The following is a 15,823-nucleotide window of genomic DNA, read 5'->3' on the forward strand; positions in this document are numbered from 1 at the left end:
TTTCTCGCTGCGTCTCACCACCGATGGGGGTGTGACATCAGCCATTGTGCCCGACAGGGTGGAGTTTGCGCGCAATGCAGGAAAGGGATCCGATGCGTTTGATTGCCAATTGTCTTGTCACCACCAGCCTGGTGCTGGTCACCGCGCTTGCCGCTTTGCCGGCGCGTGCGGCTGACGTCGATGCCTCATCGACGGTGGATGCGGTGACCGTCTATCCCGATGGTGCGAGCGTCACCCGCCTCATCACGCTCGATCTGCCGTCCGGCGACAGCACGCTGGTCGCCAAGGATTTCCCGCTGTCGCTCGATCCATCCTCGCTGCGTGTCGAGGGCGAGGCGGGCGCCAGGCTCACGATCGGCGCGATCGACGCGCGGCCGCCGCGTGCGGCGCCGCCGGTCAATCTGCCCGAGCTCGACAAACGCATCGAGGCGCTGAAGGACGAGCGCGCCAATCTGCAAGGGGCGATCGATGCCGCCAAGGCGCGCCGCCAGTTCGCCGCGCGTTTTGCGGAGGCTGCTCCGGTCGGCATCGGTGACAAGGGCGAGGCGCGGCCGCTGTCCGAATGGCGCGCCGCCTTCGCCGGGGTTTCCGAGGAGATCGCGATCGCCGATACCACGGTCCGCGAGGCCGAGCGCAAGCAGCGCGACATCGACCGCGAGATCGCGCGGCTGGAATCCGACCGCGCGGCCAAGCCGCCGAGCAGGCTCGAGGTTCGCATTGATCTTGCCGCCGCGGCCGCGACGACAGCCACCCTGCGCGTCACCTATTCGGTGCGCAATGCGCGCTGGACGCCGATCTACGACGCGCGGCTCGATACCGGCGCCAAAGATCGAAAACCCTCGCTCGAACTGGTGCGCCGTGCCGAGATCACGCAGTCGACCGGCGAGGACTGGTCGAATGTCGCGCTCGGCGTCTCCACGGTGCGCATTGCCCGCGGCGGCAGCGCGCCGGAGCTGAATTCGCTGCTTGTGCAGTATCCGCCCCCGCCGCGTCCGCTGCCGATGCCGGGCGCTGTGTCGGAGTTGGCGCGGCCCGCACCCGCACTGCGTTCGGCACCGGCTGCAAAGGCCGCCGACGCGTTCGATCAGCGTGAGCGCGCCGACGAGCAGCAGGCGGTGGCCGAGATCGGCGACTTCCAGGCCACCTTCAAGATTCCCGGTCGCGTCAGCCTCGGTGCCAGCGAAGGTGCGAAGAGCTTGCGCATCACCAGCAGTGTGATCGCACCCGAACTGACAATCCGCTCGGCGCCAGTGCTCGACCCGACGGCGTTCCTTGAGGCGAGCTTCAAGCAAGCCGAGGACGCGCCGCTGCTACCCGGCCGCGTCGCGATCTATCGCGACGGCACGTTCGTCGGCCGGGGCAAGATCGCCTCCGCCGGCAAGGACGAAATCGTGCGGCTCGGCTTCGGCGCCGACGACAAGATCAAGATCGAGCGCTCGGTGGTCAGGCGTAACGAAGGCTCGGCCGGCCTGATCGTGACGACGTCGAAGACCGACGAACGCTCGTTCAAGACCAGCGTGCGCAATGGCCATGATTTCCCGATCCGTGTCGCAATCGAGGATCAGCTCCCGGTCAGCGAGAACGAGGAGATCGTCGTCGAGATGCTGCCGCAGACCACGGCGCCGACCGCGACCAATCTGCGCGACAGGCGCGGCGTGCTGCAATGGACGTTCGATGCGAAACCTGGCGAGCTCAAGGACATCAACTTCGCCTGGCGCATCCGCTGGCCCAAGGACAAGGGCGTCGTGATGACGCCGGCGGGGTGAAGGCCGCAATTCCGCCGTCATGCCCCGCGCAGGCGGGGCATCCAGTAAGCCGCGGGCGGCGGTTGTCTTGCACAACGACAGCGGCGGGATACTGGATCGCCCGGCCAAGCCGGGCGATGACGGCGAGGAGACAGTTACTTCGCCTTCAGGAAGTCAGCGACTTCCAGCAGCACGAACTCGTTGTCGTCGGCCTTGTTGGGGTCGCGGCTCGAGGAGAACGGCAGGTTGTTGTCGTTGCCGACGATGATGTGGGTGTCGTCAACCTTGTCGACGTTCTCGATGGTGAAGAACGGGAAGGTCAGCACGCCGTCATTCAGCGGCTTCTTCGCCTTCTTGTCGGGATCGCGGATCTTCATCAGGTCAATATAGGCGACCTTGCGCACGGGCTTGCCGACATTGGCGTCGGAGAGCTCGATCTTGTAGACGCGCTTGAACTTGGCCAGATCCGGGAAGCAGTTCTCGCCGCGCTGTCCCTGCGGGCAGGCCTTGTCCGCGGTGCCTTCGCCATTGTCGCGCTCGATGATCAGGCCGGCGGTGCCGTCGATCATGTTGAAGTCGCCGATGGCGTTGCCGTTCTGCTCGAACACATATTGCCAGTAGCGGCCGGTGAACTTCTCGTTCGCGACGTCGAATTCGAGGATGCGCGAGGCTTCCTTGCCGTCGACCTTCTCCCAGTCCTTCTTCTCGGCGTCCCATAGCGGACCCTCGAGCAGGCCATACAGGAACTTGCCGTCCTTCGAGGACGCAAAGCCCTCATAGCCCTTGGAGCGGCGCAGGTTGACGGTGGTGTAGCTCGCGCCCGGCGCGCCCGGCGACTGCACCGACCAGTGATCGGGCGAGCGCACCGGCTTGCCGTCGGCGACGCTGTCGAACACCGCCAGCACCTTGCCGGTCTTGTCGGCCTTGATCACGTAGGGCCCGAACTCGTCGCCGATCCAGAAGGTATCGCCGACGATCTGGAAGCCTTCGGTGTCGAAATCGGCGCCGGTGAGATAGCGCTTCGCAGTGTCCTCATGCACGATGCGGAACGGCACCTTCTTGTCGGGATCGTGCAGGAAGATCGTCTCCTGACGTTCGATCTTGCCGCTCGCCCAGTCGATCTTGTGCCGGTTCAGGTACAGCATCGAATCGGCCGAGTTGTAGCGTGAGCCCATGCCGTTGTCGGTGAGCACCCAGAACGTGCCGTCCGCCATCACCTTGACGCCGGAATGGCCCTGCAGCGGCTGGCCCTTGAACGGCAGCGAGACGCCGGTCGGCCGCTCGTAGGACTTGCCCATCACGGTGCCGGCGGCGTCGACGCGGCGGCCGGTGGTGTATTTGCCGGAGGTCTTGAGATCGTTCGGTGCATCGGCGGGCGCCTCGATGAAGCTTTCGGCCGGAAGCACGGCGTGGCCCTTGAGGGTCGCCGGATATTCGCCTTCGCCTTGCGCGAACGCGGCTCCCGAGAGCAGCACGATCGACGCGACGGAGCAGAGCAGTGATTTGCGCATGTTGATCTCCCCTGAAGATAAACGCCGCGGAGTTCTGGGAGGCGCGTGTTACATGGCGCTGACAGTTTCGTGACGGTGGGCGATTGGCGCTGGATATGCCTGCGACGTTACGTCACCGGTCGCATCGTCTGCGGCAGCAGGAAAGGAATGCCGCCGTCGGTATAGGCTATCGCAGCATCGACCTCGAAGATGGTGCGGATCATCTCGGCGGTCATCGCTTCGCTGCGGCCGCCGTCGACGGCGAGCCGGCCGCGATGCAGGAGAACGAGCCGATCGGCAAAGCGCACCGCGAGGTTGAGGTCGTGCAGGATCGCGATCACGGCGGTGCCGTTCTGCGCACGCCGGCGCGCGGTCTCGACCAGATCGATCTGGTGGCGGAGGTCGAGGCTCGAAGTCGGCTCGTCCAGCAGCAACAGGCCGGGGCCGTTGAGCGCTTCGCCGCAGGCGAGCTGCACCAGCACGCGGGCGAAATGCGCGCGCTGCTGTTCGCCGCCGGACAACGTCGGCAATTGCCGATGGCGGAAACCCCTCAGTCCGACTTCGTCCAGCGCGGACTCGACCAGCGGTGCCGCCGTCGCGCGCGAACTGTCGCCCGCGCCCATGTAGACGATTTCCTCCACCGTGAACGGGAAGGTGACGTTGACGTGCTGCGACAGCATGGCGCGATGCCGCGCCAGTTCGCGCGGCGGATAGGCGCGGAGCGCGCGCTGCTTCAGTTCGACGGTGCCGCGCGTCGGCGTGATGTCGCCGGACAGCATGCGCAAGAGCGTCGACTTGCCGGCGCCGTTCGGCCCGACGACCGCGATCATCTCGCCCGGATTGACGCTGATATCGACGGCATCGACCAGCGTGGCGCCGCCGATCACCACCGAGACCGATCTCGCCTGCAGCACCGGTGTCATAGCGAAACCAGGCTGCGCTGCCGCAGCAGGATGGCGAGGAAGAACGGCGCGCCTACCGCTGCCGTCAGGATGCCGATCGGCATTTCCGCGGGCGCCACGATCGTGCGCGCCATCGTGTCGGCGCCGACCAGGAGCACAGCGCCCAGCAGCACGGACGCCGGCAGCAGCAGCCGGTGCGCCGGCCCGATCACGAGCCGCAACAGATGCGGCACCACGATGCCGACAAAGCCGACGACGCCGCACACGGAGACCGCGACGCCGGTCATGGCCGAAACCAGGATGATGGAGATCCGCTTCAATCGCTCGACGTCGACGCCGCTGTGAAACGCCTCGGCCTCGCCGAGCACCAGCACATCGAGCCCGCGCGCGATCGACAGGCATGCGACCAGCGCAACGGCGAGCACCGGCGCGAGCGTGGCAATCTTGCTCCAGGTCGCGCCGCTCATCGAGCCCAGCATCCAGAACGTAATGTCGCGGAGCTGGCGGTCATCGGCGATGAACACCAGAAGCCCGATGCCGGCATTCGCAATTGCTGCGATCGCAATTCCTGCCAGCAGGAAGATCGCAATCGACGTCCGCCCGGCGCGGCTCGCGATGCTGTAGAGGATGATGGTCGTCACCAGCGAGCCGGCGAACGCCGCCAGCGGCAGCAATTGGTGCTGCATGAAGCGAACGCTCTCGCCGATGCGGCTGTCGGTGAAGACGATCGCGGCGGCGGCTGCAAAGGCGCCGCCGCTGGAGACGCCGACCAGCGCGGGGTCGGCGAGGGGATTGCGGAACAAGCCCTGCATGATCGCGCCAGACGCCGCCAACAGGCCGCCGACCATCGCGGCGGCGACGATCCGCGGAATCCGGATCGACCACAGCACGAGCTGGTCGCGCGCAATCAGCGGGCTCGTCGCGCCATCGCTCCACAGGAGGCCGAGCGCGGCAGGAAGGCGGGCGAGGGGGATGCCGGCGGCACCCAATGTCACTGCAATGAGCGCGGTGACGACGAGAGCGGCGCAAAGGCAGAGCAGCGTCAGCGATGCCGACGGGCGCAGCGAGCGCTTGCCGTGACGATCGGAAGTCCCGCCACGCGCGTCCGCCAAGGCGCTCATTGCCGGCAATTCGCCGTCAGCGCCGCGGGCACGAATTTCTCCGCTTGCGGCGCCAGCGCCGGATAGAGCTTCGTCGAGAGGTCGCGCGCTGCGGCCGCGGTGCGCGGCCCGAAGCCGAGCAGATAAAGCCCTTCCATCGAGATGAAGCTCTTGTTCGCCGCAACCGGCGTCAGCGCGAAGGCCGGATGCAGGTAGATCGCTTCGGCCTCCAGCGAATCCTTGCCGCGCTGGATCGACAGCACGACGTCGGGCTTGGCGGCGACGATCGCCTCGTCGCTGATGATCTTGTAGCCGTCATAGCCTTCGACCGCATTGATGCCGCCGGCGAGCTGGATGATCTCGTTCGCCGCGGTCTTCTGGCCCGCCGCCATGGCGCGGCCGTTGAGCAGGGACATCACGAACATCACCCGCACCGGCTTCGTCACCTTGGCGCGCAATTCGCGCAGTTGCGCGAGGTCATGCGCGACGGCGGTGGACAGGCATTCGGCGCGCGGATCGGCATCCATGGCGTGGCCGACCAGCTTGATCTTGTCGAGCAATCCCTGCTCGGAGAATGTCTCGGGCACCAGCACCAGCGGCACCTTGGCGGCTTCCAGCACGTCCATGGTCTCCTTTGGCCCCGAGCCCTGCACCGCCAGCACCAGCGAGGGGTTGAGTCCGAGCACACCTTCGGGCGAGAGCTGACGCATATAGCCGACATTGGGTTTGTCGCGCAGCGCGGCGGCCGGATAGAGGCTGGTGGCATCGACGCCGGCAACGCGGTCCTCGAAGCCGAGCGCATAGAGGATTTCGGTGATCGCCCCGCCGATCGAGACGATCCGCGAAGGATTGTCGATGATGACGTCGCGGTCGCGCGCATCGTGGACGGTGGTGCTCGCGGCAGGTGCCGTCTCGATAGGCAGGAGGCTGGCGATCAGCAGGACTGCGAGCGTGCGACAAATTGCCATCAAGGGATCACTTGGTCAGGATCAGCTTGTTCTGCGAGGTCAGCCGCAGCCGGTAGATCTCTTCGCCATGCGCGATCATGATCTCCCGCTCGCTCTGGAACAGATCGCGGCTGTCGATCCGGTTGCCGGTCATAGAGAGGCTTCTCACGGCAGGCGAGGCACTTCCCGCGCGCCCTCCGGCGCCTTCGATACTGTCTCCGGAAGTTGCCGCCATATCCTCTTTGCTGCGCCCCGAACGTTTTCTGATGGCTGTTTGTATAGTTGGCCCATGCTGCAATCCAATCGCCGCAGTTTACAATCGATATAAACTGCTTCGTGCCGTTATTGACCACTTTGTTACCGCAACGTAACGAAGATGAACGTGATGCGGGCGGGGGCCCGCGCTGTGTATTTTGGTAGCCAGCAAGCCGCTCGCATCATTTGGTGAGCGCACGCCAGCCAGACCCAAAAGCAGATCTTTGGATTGGGGCAGTATGGCTGACGGGGCTAGGATTTCGCGCGCCCTCATTTTGGGCGCGTCGGTGATTTCGATCGGGTTGTTGCTTTCGGACTCCGGGTTCGCCCAGACTGCGGACGCTCAGCCGGCTGGTCGCGCGTCGGAGCGCGCCGAGCAGGCGAAGCGCAAGCCGGCGAAGCCCAAAGTCGAACAGCAGGTGGCTGCGCCTGTGATGAACGCGCGTGCGCAGATCGGTGGCACGCCGGTGCAGTCGCTCGATACCCTCACGGTCACCGCATCCAGGACGGAAGAGCGCGCGATCGACGCGCTCGCCCCGGTCAGCGTCGTCACGCTCGAGCAGATCCAGGGCCGCCAGCCCTCAACGATCGGCGATCTCCTCTACAATCTGCCCGGCGTCTGGGTGCAGGACCGCGGCGACGAGCCGTCGACGTCGATCAACATCCGCGGCCTGCAGGATTTCGGCCGCGTCGCCGTTGTAGTCGATGGTGCCCGGCAGAATTATCAGCGCACCGGTCACTTCGCGAACGGCTCGTTCTTTCTCAATCCGGAGCTGATCAGCAGCATCGACATCGTGCGTGGCCCGACGGCGAACATCTATGGCTCCGGCGCGATCGGCGGCGTGGCCTCGTTCCGCACCAAGGACATCGAGGACGTGGTGCGTCCCGGTGAGCGCTGGGGCGTTGACTACAAGAATGTGTTCGGCAGCAATGAGGGGCGCTGGCTCACCTCGGTTTTCGGCGGCGTTCACGTCAATCCCAATGTCGACGTGTTCGCGGGCGGCACCTACAGCACGCAGGAGAACTACAAGGACGGCACCGGGTTTGAAGTCGCCAATACCGGCAACCGGCTCTCCAGTGGCATCGCCAAGCTGACGGTGCGCCCGGCCGACGGACACGAAGTCAAGCTCGGCACCATCTTCCAGGAAGACATCTACAGCGTCGGTCAGCCGGCGCGCCGCGCAGGCGATCCCAACTCGACCAACCCGAACGGCACCAACAATCTTTCCGGCACGTCGATCTACGCGAGCAACGTGAAGAATTACACGACGACGCTAGGCTGGACTTATTCGCAGCCTGACGACCGGTTGTTCGACTGGGATGCGAAGGTCTACTGGAATCGTACCGAGAACGACCAGATCAAGACCGCGCACACCAGCGCGACGCCGTCGGCGTTCTGCGGCGGCGTGCCCGGCAACGCCGTCTCCGGCTGCATCGGCAGCAATCGCGGCTATCTGTTGGATACGTTCGGCGTCGACGTTCACAACACCTCACGTTTCGACCTGATGGATTGGCATCATGCCATCACCTACGGCTTTGACGCGTTCCAGGACGAGGTGAGCACGAACGACAGGACCGGCACGGCGGAGGTGACGACCCCGGGCGGCCGGCGCACGGTGTCCGGCGGCTTCGTGCAGTGGAAGGCCAATTACCAGAACCTGGTCGAGACCATCTCGGCGCTGCGTTACGACAATTACCAGCTGGAATCGGGGACGACGTCCTCGAGCGGCGACCGCCTGTCGCCGAAGATCACGGTCGGGCTGCTGCCCGCCGCGATGCTGACGCCCTATGCCAGCTATGCGGAAGGCTATCGCGCGCCGTCGATCACCGAGACGCTCGTCAACGGCCCGCATTCCGGCGCCACCATCAACGACTCGTTCTTCCGCTGTCCGTCGGGCACGCCCGGACCCGGCGCCGATTCGACATTCTGCTTCGTGCCCAATCCGAACCTGAAGCCCGAGGTCGGCAAGAACAAGGAGATCGGCTTCAACCTCAAGAAGAACGATCTGTTCGTGCCCGGCGACAGCATCCGCGGCAAGTTCAACGTCTTCCGCAACGATATCGAGGACTACATCGATCTGGTGTCGTACGGACCTCCGTTGGTGGTTCCGACCGGTCCGCCGCCTGCACCGCGCATCACCGTGCTGCCCTTCGTGCAGTACCAGAACATCGCCGAGGCCCGAATCCAGGGTTTCGAAGCCGAGACCATGTATGATGCCAGAACCTGGTTCGTCGGCATTGCCGGGAGCTATCTGCAGGGCAAGAACCTCCAGACCGGCCTTGGGCTCTACAGCATCCCGCCGCAGAAGATCACCACGACGGCCGGTGTACGCCTGTTCGACAACACGCTGGTGATCTCCGCGATGTGGACGTCGGCCCAGGCCAATAACAATATTCCGCCGAACTTCACCCCGGCGACGTCTTACGATCTCGTGAACCTCTATGTGGCCTACACGCCGACGCGCGATCTGGTGCTCAACTTCTCGGTCGAAAACCTCCTGGATCAATATTACCGGCCCTATGCCATTCCGGTCGGCTCAACGGGCGATACGCAGAACGACGTCAAATGGGCCAGCGCAGGACCGGGCATCGTGTTCAAGGGCGGCCTCAGATACCACTTCGGAGGAACCTGATCGAGGAACCGGAAGCCGTGACGGGAGGGCCGTCACCATCATTCGCGCTACCGGCCGTGCTGATGCCCCAGCGCGGCTCGGCGCGTTCTTGTTTTCAGCCGACTTAACCGGCAGGCTGCGTACGGCGCAGCGCCGAAAACCTGACAAGCGGCACAGCGCCGCGAACCTAAAAGGAGAATTCGACAATGTTTATCGCCATGAACCGTTTCCAGGTGAAGAAGGGTGCCGAGCAGGCGTTCGAGACCGTCTGGGCCACCCGGGAATCCTATCTCGGCAACCTGCCGGGCTTTGTCGAATTCCACCTGCTGAAGGGGCCGGAGGCCGAGGATCACACGCTCTATTCGTCGCACACCACCTGGGTCGACAAGGCCGCCTTCGAAGCCTGGACGCGTTCGGAGGAATTCCGTCGCGCGCATGCCCGTGCCGACAACAAGACCGGCGAGAGCCTCTATCTCGGTCATCCCAAGTTCGAAGGCTTCGAGGTGATCCAGACCGAACGCAAGGCGAGCGCTGCGGCGTAAGGAGGCCGCCATGTCGAGTACGGAGCTCTCCGATCTCAGAACGTATATGGCCGCCAATCCCGGCGCCGTCATCGAGGACATCGCGCGCGAGCGAAAAGTCTCGCCGCGCGCGGTGATCGAGGCGCTGCCGGGCGAGATGGTGCGGATCGGTGCGGGCGGCGAATTCGCCACCGCCATGCAGGACATCGCTGGTTGGGGCGAGGTGACGCTGATCGTCCACACCGACGATGCCATCTTCGAATTCACAGGCTCGATACCGGCCGGCGAAATCGGCCGCGGCTATTTCAACCTGATGCAGCCGAAGGGCCTGCACGGCCATCTCCGCCACGACCGTTGCGGGGCGATCGCATTCGTCGAACGCCCCTTCATGGGCAAGTCGTCGGCCTTCATCGCCTTCATCAATGTCGACGGTGGCATCATGTTCAAGGTGTTCGTCGGCCGCGACGAGGCCCGCGCGCTGCGTGGCGACCAGCTCCAGCGCTTCCGCAGCCTCGCGGACCGGATCGCGCCCAAGGGCGCGGCCTGAGGAAGCAACGCCGGGAGGCGATCATGCAAACATGGCTCGATGGACTTCGCCGGCGCCCGATCCCCACGGCGCTGATCGCTTCCGGCGCAATGCTGTGGCCGGCCGCTTGCTTCGCCGCCGACGACAACGCACTGTTGCCACGCAACCTGTCGCCCTGGGGCATGTTCCAAAGCGCCGACATCGTCGTGAAGGCGGTGATGGTCGGGCTGGCCTTTGCTTCGCTGGTGACCTGGACGATCTGGCTGGCGAAGACCATCGAGATCCGGCGCAAGACGGCGTTGGCACGAGAGCGCCTGCGCCTGCTCGAGAAGGATACGGTGCTTGCCGAGGTGGAGCAGGCAAGCCGCGGCAGCGACGACGCGGTGGCGCAGATCATCCAGTCTGCGGCGCGCGAGGCGAGCCTTTCCGGCGGGGTGTTCGACGACGGCTTCAAGGAGCGCACAGCGCTTCGGCTGGAGCGGGTGGAGGCCGCGATGTCCAGGCAGATCGCGCGCGGCACCGGCGTGCTCGCGACCATCGGCGCCACCGCGCCCTTTGTCGGCCTGTTCGGCACGGTCTGGGGCATCATGAATTCCTTCATCGGCATCTCCGAGGCGCACACGACCAACCTTGCCGTGGTCGCGCCGGGCATTGCCGAAGCGCTGCTCGCGACTGCGCTGGGCCTCGTGGCCGCGATTCCCGCGGTCGTGATCTACAATCACCTGACGCGGTCGATCGCCGCCCATCGCGCGCTGCTCGGCGATGCCTGCGCCATGGTGCTGCTCCTGGTCAGCCGCGAGGGCGACCGCGGCCTGTTTCGGCTCGCCCGCGCCGCGGAGTGAATGATGGGCGCGAGACTCGGAGCGGGCAGTGCTGGGGGCGGACGGTTTCGCGCTGAGGACGATCTCGTCGAGGCGCATGAGATCAACGTCACACCCTTCATCGACGTCATGCTGGTGCTCCTCATCATCTTCATGGTCGCAGCCCCGCTTGCGACCGTCGACCTCGGCGTCGACCTGCCTGCGAGCACCGCCGAGCCGCAGCCGCGTCCGGACAAGCCGGTGTTCGTCACCGTGAAACCCGACCTCTCGGTCGCCGTCGGCGAGGACATCGTCGCACGCGACGCACTCACTACGACCATCGACAGCGCCACCAAGGGCCGCAAGGACGAGCGCATCTTCGTGCGTGCCGACAAGGCGGTGAGCTATGGTGAATTGATGGAGGTGATGAACCTGCTCCGCAACGCCGGCTATCTCAAGATCGCGCTGGTCGGCCTCGACGGCCGCAACTGAACATGACGAGATCGGGTCGGACGCATCCGTGGGAGTTGCGCTCCCTCTCCCGCTTGCGGGAGAGGGTTGGGGTGAGGGTGTCTCCGCATTGGGACTTCCCGAGTGGAGAGAGCCCCGATCCGGTGCTTGCGCGCCGACCGCCCCCCGCAAGCGGTAGGGTGAAGTGAACGCGTTCGCGCTCCATGACGTCACAGACGATTCCACGCTGCGGCGCTGGGGAATATCCGCGTTGGCGATCCTTGCCGCGCACGCGGCGCTGATTACGCTCGGCATCAACTGGCATCGCGCGCCGCCGCCCGGCGTGACCACGCCCGCGATCATGGTGGATATGGCGCCAGCCACCTCCGCACCGCAACCGACCCCGCTGGACCTCGCACCGGGCCCGGTGATGCAGACAGCCGACGCCTCGCCGCCCGAACCGGTGCAGCAACAGGCAGTGGAAGAGCTGATCCCACCGACGCCACTGCAAGAGAAAGCGGACGTCGTGGCGCCGCCGGAGCAAAAGATACAGCCGACGCCGCCGACGCCCGAGCCTGGTAAAGCCGTCCCTGAACACAAGCCGGCGCCGGTCAAGCCGAAGGTGGTCCGCCCTGACGCCAAGAAGCCGACAGAGGCGCCGCCGGCGCCGCGCACCACCGCATCACCACGGGTCGAGCGCCAGGGCCCGACCGCCTCCGCCGTCAGCAGCGGAGCTTCGGCAGCGGCGATCGCCTCCTACAATCGGCTGGTGGAGGCGCATCTGAGGCGCTTTAAGCAGTATCCGCCGGATGCCAAGGCGGCGAGCCATCAAGGTGTTGCCCGATTGACTTTCACTCTCGGGCGCAACGGCCAAGTGCTCGCGAGCAGGCTGACTGGATCTTCCGGCCATGCGGCGCTCGACGCGGAGAGTTTGGCAACGATTCGCCGCGCCCAACCGTTTCCTCCCTTCCCTCCCGACATGAAGCAGGCTTCGATGAGCTTCAACATGCCAGTGTCGTTCGGACTGAGATGAACCCTATTCCTTCACCGCGCCGGTGAGCGAAGACACGTAGTAGTCCACGAACAGCGAGTAGAAGATCGCGACCGGCAACGAGCCGAGCAGCGACCCCGCCATCAGCGCACCCCATTGATAGACGTCGCCGGAGACGAGCTCGGTCAGGATCGCGACCGGCACGGTCTTGTTGGCGCTGCTCTGGATGAAGGCGAGCGCGTAGATGAACTCGTTCCACGACAGCGTGAACGAGAAGATGCCGGCGGAGATCAGGCCGGGCACCGCGAGCGGCAGCGTGATCCGGCGCAGGATCTGCAGCCGCGTCGCACCGTCGACCAGCGCGCATTCCTCGAGCTCATAGGGAATCGACTTGAAATAGCCGATCAGAAGCCAGGTGCAGAACGGCACCAGGAAGGTGGGATAGACCAGGATCAGCGCGAGCGGGCTGTCGAACAGGCCGAACTGCACCACGACGGTGGCGAGCGGAATGAACAGGATCGACGGCGGCACTAGGTAGGCGAGATAGATGCCGAGTCCTACATAGGGGCTGCCGCGGAAGCGCAGCCGCTCGATGGCGTAGGCCGCGAGCGTGCTCGCGAGCAGCGACAGGAAGGTGGAGCCGATCGCGACCAGCATCGTCGTCTTCAGCCAGCGCGGATAGGCGGTGTTGAACAGGAGGTGCTGGATGTGCGCCAGCGTCGGCGAGGAGATCCAGAACGGGTTGTGCTCCTTGAAGTTCAGGAGCTCGGCGTTCGGTTTGAACGCGGTCACCGCCATCCAGTAGAACGGGAACAGCAGGATGATGACGAAGCAGGCGAGCGGCAGGTAGATCATCATCATCCGCCGCGCGCGGGAGTCCCAGGCCATGGTGTCGGGGGTTGCGCTTGCGACCTTGGTTGGTTGCGCGACGGCGTCAGTCATCGCTCTCTCCCTGCTGCCATTTGCGCCGGGCCAGGCCGAAATAGCTGAACAGTGTCGCGAACACCAGGAACGGCACCATCGACACCGCGATCGCCGCGCCCTCGCCGAGTTCGCCGCCGGCGATGCCGCGCTGGAACGCCAGCGTCGCGAGCAGGTGCGTGGAGTTCACCGGCCCGCCGCGGGTGATGGCGTAGACGAGCTGGAAATCGGTGAAGGTGAAGATGATCGAGAACGTCATCACGATAGCCAATATCGGCATCATCATCGGGAAGGTGATGTAGCGGAAGCGCTGCCAGGCCGAGGCGCCGTCCAGCATCGCTGCCTCGTAGAGCGAGGGCGAGATGGTCTGCAGGCCGGCCAGCAGCGAGATCGCGACGAACGGGATGCCGCGCCAGATATTGGCTGCGATCAGCGAGAACCGCGCCGGCCAGGCCGAGCCGAGGAAGTCGACATTGGTCGTGCGCAGGTGCAGCACGTCGACCAGCAGATAGGAGATGATCGAGAATTGCGGATCGTAGATCCACCAGAACGCCAGCGCCGACAGCACGGTCGGCACGATCCATGGCAACAGCACGATGGCGCGGAGCAGGCTCTTGAACGGAAAGTGGTTGTTGAGCAGGAGCGCCAGCCAGAAGCCGAGTGCGAATTTCCCGAAGGTCGCGACGCCCGTGTAGAACACGCTGTAGAACACCGCGCCCCACCACAGCGGATCGCTGAGCAGATATTGGAAGTTCTCCAGCCCGACATAGATGCCGCGCCGCCCGATCGTGGTGTCGGTGAAGGCGAGCCAGACGCCGAGCCCGAGCGGATAGGTGAGGAACACGGTCAGGAGCCCGATCGCCGGTGCGAGGCACACGATGATGAGGAACGGCTTGTAGTCGAGCAGGCGCGCGAACCAGTTCGGCTGCCGCAGGGCGACGCCTCGGGGAGACAGTGTGGTCACGGACATCAGGGACTTGTCCTCCACAGTGTCAGTTACTTGACGACGTCATTCCGGGGCGATGCGCAGCATCGAGCCCGGAATCTCGAGATTCCGGGTCTGGTGCTTACGCACCATCCCGGAATGACAGAGAGCGGCCAAAGCACGATCACCGGCGGAAGTACCGCTTGCAGCGCCGCTCGGCTTCCGCGGCGGCAGCCTCCGGCGTGGCTGCGTCGGTGGCGACCGACGCACACATCTGCACCAGCACGTAGTCGGCATTGACGGCGCCGGTCGCGGTCGAGATCGGGCCCTTGTAGCCGGCGTAGTACTGGCTCTTCATGGTGTCCTTGAAGATCTTGACCTTGGGATCGCCGGACCACACGGCTGCATCGGCATAGGCCGCGAGCGGCTGCGCCCAGTAGCCGCTGTTGGCGTTCAGCCAGGGCTCGTACTGTTCCTTCTCCATCATGAACTGCAGGAAGGCCTTGGCGGCGTTCGGATAGGGGCTGTGCTTGAACACCATGGCGTTCAGCGTCAGGCCGGCCATCGGCGTGGAGCTTGCGAGGCCCTTCGGCAGGAACTGATGCTCGGTATCCTCGGCGATCGCGACGGTCGCCGGGTCGTTTTTCAGCGAGAAATACAGCGAGACGCCGTTGGCGGTCAGCGCGATTTCCTGCGACGAGTAGGCGCGGTTATTGGAGACGTCGTTCCAGGACGGCGTGCCCGCGATGAAGGTCGGATACAGTTCCTTCAGATATTTGAGCGCGGCCACCGTCTCCTTGCTGTTGATGGTGACATTGCCTTCCTCGTCGAGCAGGCATGCATTGTGCGACCACAGGATCCAGTTGGCAAAGCCGTTGCCGTCGCCGACGGCGTTGCCCAGCGCGAAGCCCGCGGGCTTGCCTGCCTTCTGCAGCTTGCGGCAGACATCCAGCACGCCGGCATGGTCTTCCGGCACCTTGTCGTAGCCGACCGATTGCAGCACCGACTTGCGATAGACCAGCGGTCCGCTGCTGGCGCCGAACGGCAATCCGATCCATGAATTGCTCTTGGCGCGCTTGCCATATTTCTGGGCCAGCGTCTGCCAGCCGCCATAGCGCTTGCCGAGATATTCGGCGACATCGCTGAGCTCGATCAGCTTGTCGACATAGATATGCGGCGCGTCCATGAAGCCGATGATGATGTCGGGGCCGGCGCCGGAATTCGCGGTCACCGCGGTCTGCTGGTTGATGTCCTCCCAGCCGACGAAATCGACCTTGATCTCGACGCCCACCTTCTCGGTGAACTTGGCGGCGTTGGCGCGGAACACGTCTTCGTCGGTCTTGACGAAGCGGACCGGCCGCAGCATCCGCAGGCTCGCGCCCTTCTCGATCGGCAGCGACGGTGCGGCGACGTCGGCCGCCTTGACTTTGGACTCGGTTGATTGCGCCGAGGCGCCGGTCGCCGCCAGCGCCGCGGCCGAGAGGCCGAGCGCCAACGCGTCACGACGAGTGAGGTCGTTCCCCATAGTCTCCTCCCTTGTTTTGACGTTCCCGGCGTTATTCACCGGTGAACGTGAGCTCCGGTCCCTGACGGGACCGAAACGATCGCTTCGAGACTTTTGCCCCGCGCAGCTCCCGC

Annotated in this window: 15 protein-coding genes; 7 read left to right on the top strand and 8 right to left on the bottom strand. The window is 65.1% G+C overall.

Translation table 11 applies throughout. The features are described from left to right. The first annotated feature begins 92 nt into the window (after nt 1-92). Nucleotides 93-1,766, top strand: coding sequence for a mucoidy inhibitor MuiA family protein (locus I6F35_RS35215; protein ID WP_225122231.1), 1,674 nt, complete (start codon nt 93-95; stop codon nt 1,764-1,766). A 134-nt stretch (nt 1,767-1,900) separates the two neighbouring features. On the opposite strand, the gene I6F35_RS35220 is transcribed toward I6F35_RS35215, so the two are convergent. The 5 genes from I6F35_RS35220 to I6F35_RS35240 form a co-directional block, all read right to left on the bottom strand. Continuing rightward, nucleotides 1,901-3,256: an esterase-like activity of phytase family protein gene (locus I6F35_RS35220; protein WP_225122232.1), complete on the bottom strand. Its 1,356-nt coding sequence runs from the start codon at nt 3,254-3,256 to the stop codon at nt 1,901-1,903. A 107-nt stretch (nt 3,257-3,363) separates the two neighbouring features. Beyond that, on the bottom strand, nt 3,364-4,158 hold the full coding sequence (locus I6F35_RS35225) for a heme ABC transporter ATP-binding protein (RefSeq protein ID WP_225122233.1): 795 nt from the start codon (nt 4,156-4,158) through the stop codon (nt 3,364-3,366). Further along, nucleotides 4,155-5,258: an iron chelate uptake ABC transporter family permease subunit gene (locus tag I6F35_RS35230; protein WP_225122234.1), complete on the bottom strand. Its 1,104-nt coding sequence runs from the start codon at nt 5,256-5,258 to the stop codon at nt 4,155-4,157. The genes I6F35_RS35225 and I6F35_RS35230 overlap by 4 nt, the downstream gene beginning before the upstream one ends. Further along, the gene (locus tag I6F35_RS35235; RefSeq protein ID WP_225122235.1) at nt 5,255-6,205 is read right to left on the bottom strand and encodes a hemin ABC transporter substrate-binding protein; all 951 of its coding nucleotides are present in this window, start codon (nt 6,203-6,205) and stop codon (nt 5,255-5,257) included. The genes I6F35_RS35230 and I6F35_RS35235 overlap by 4 nt, the downstream gene beginning before the upstream one ends. A gap of 7 nt (nt 6,206-6,212) precedes the next feature. Continuing rightward, entirely contained in the window at nt 6,213-6,419 is a 207-nt protein-coding gene (locus I6F35_RS35240; RefSeq protein WP_225122236.1) for a hemin uptake protein HemP, read from the bottom strand. Nucleotides 6,420-6,678: 259 nt separating this feature from the next. Between I6F35_RS35240 and I6F35_RS35245 the strand changes: the two genes are divergently transcribed. The 6 genes from I6F35_RS35245 (at nt 6,679) to I6F35_RS35270 (ending at nt 12,381) form a co-directional block, all read left to right on the top strand. Further along, nucleotides 6,679-9,072, top strand: coding sequence for a TonB-dependent hemoglobin/transferrin/lactoferrin family receptor (locus tag I6F35_RS35245; protein WP_225122237.1), 2,394 nt, complete (start codon nt 6,679-6,681; stop codon nt 9,070-9,072). Nucleotides 9,073-9,257: 185 nt separating this feature from the next. Next, nucleotides 9,258-9,593, top strand: coding sequence for an antibiotic biosynthesis monooxygenase (locus I6F35_RS35250; protein WP_225122238.1), 336 nt, complete (start codon nt 9,258-9,260; stop codon nt 9,591-9,593). Between the two features lie 10 nt (nt 9,594-9,603). Continuing rightward, on the top strand, nt 9,604-10,119 hold the full coding sequence (hutX, locus tag I6F35_RS35255) for a heme utilization cystosolic carrier protein HutX (RefSeq protein ID WP_225122239.1): 516 nt from the start codon (nt 9,604-9,606) through the stop codon (nt 10,117-10,119). A gap of 89 nt (nt 10,120-10,208) precedes the next feature. Continuing rightward, entirely contained in the window at nt 10,209-10,940 is a 732-nt protein-coding gene (gene exbB / locus I6F35_RS35260) for a tonB-system energizer ExbB (protein ID WP_225122255.1), read from the top strand. Between the two features lie 3 nt (nt 10,941-10,943). Then, nucleotides 10,944-11,390 carry a TonB system transport protein ExbD gene (gene exbD, locus I6F35_RS35265; protein ID WP_225122240.1) on the top strand — a complete coding sequence of 149 codons (447 nt, stop codon included), beginning with the start codon at nt 10,944-10,946 and terminating at the stop codon, nt 11,388-11,390. A gap of 220 nt (nt 11,391-11,610) precedes the next feature. Next, complete coding sequence (locus tag I6F35_RS35270; protein WP_225122256.1) at nt 11,611-12,381, top strand: energy transducer TonB; 771 nt, start codon at nt 11,611-11,613, stop codon at nt 12,379-12,381. A 3-nt stretch (nt 12,382-12,384) separates the two neighbouring features. Here I6F35_RS35270 and I6F35_RS35275 read toward each other — a convergent pair whose 3' ends face one another. The 3 genes from I6F35_RS35275 to I6F35_RS35285 all read right to left on the bottom strand — a co-directional run bounded on the left by I6F35_RS35275 (nt 12,385) and on the right by I6F35_RS35285 (nt 15,710). Then, nucleotides 12,385-13,281 (bottom strand): carbohydrate ABC transporter permease, encoded by an 897-nt coding sequence (locus I6F35_RS35275; RefSeq protein WP_225122241.1) that lies wholly within the window; start codon nt 13,279-13,281, stop codon nt 12,385-12,387. Further along, nucleotides 13,274-14,230 carry a sugar ABC transporter permease gene (locus I6F35_RS35280; protein WP_225122242.1) on the bottom strand — a complete coding sequence of 319 codons (957 nt, stop codon included), beginning with the start codon at nt 14,228-14,230 and terminating at the stop codon, nt 13,274-13,276. Before I6F35_RS35280 ends, I6F35_RS35275 begins: the two co-directional genes overlap by 8 nt. 139 nt (nt 14,231-14,369) lie before the next feature. Continuing rightward, on the bottom strand, nt 14,370-15,710 hold the full coding sequence (locus I6F35_RS35285; protein WP_225122243.1) for an extracellular solute-binding protein: 1,341 nt from the start codon (nt 15,708-15,710) through the stop codon (nt 14,370-14,372). Nucleotides 15,711-15,823 lie beyond the last annotated feature (113 nt).

This window comes from Bradyrhizobium sp. BRP22 (assembly GCF_020194175.1).
Lineage (GTDB): Bacteria > Pseudomonadota > Alphaproteobacteria > Rhizobiales > Xanthobacteraceae > Bradyrhizobium.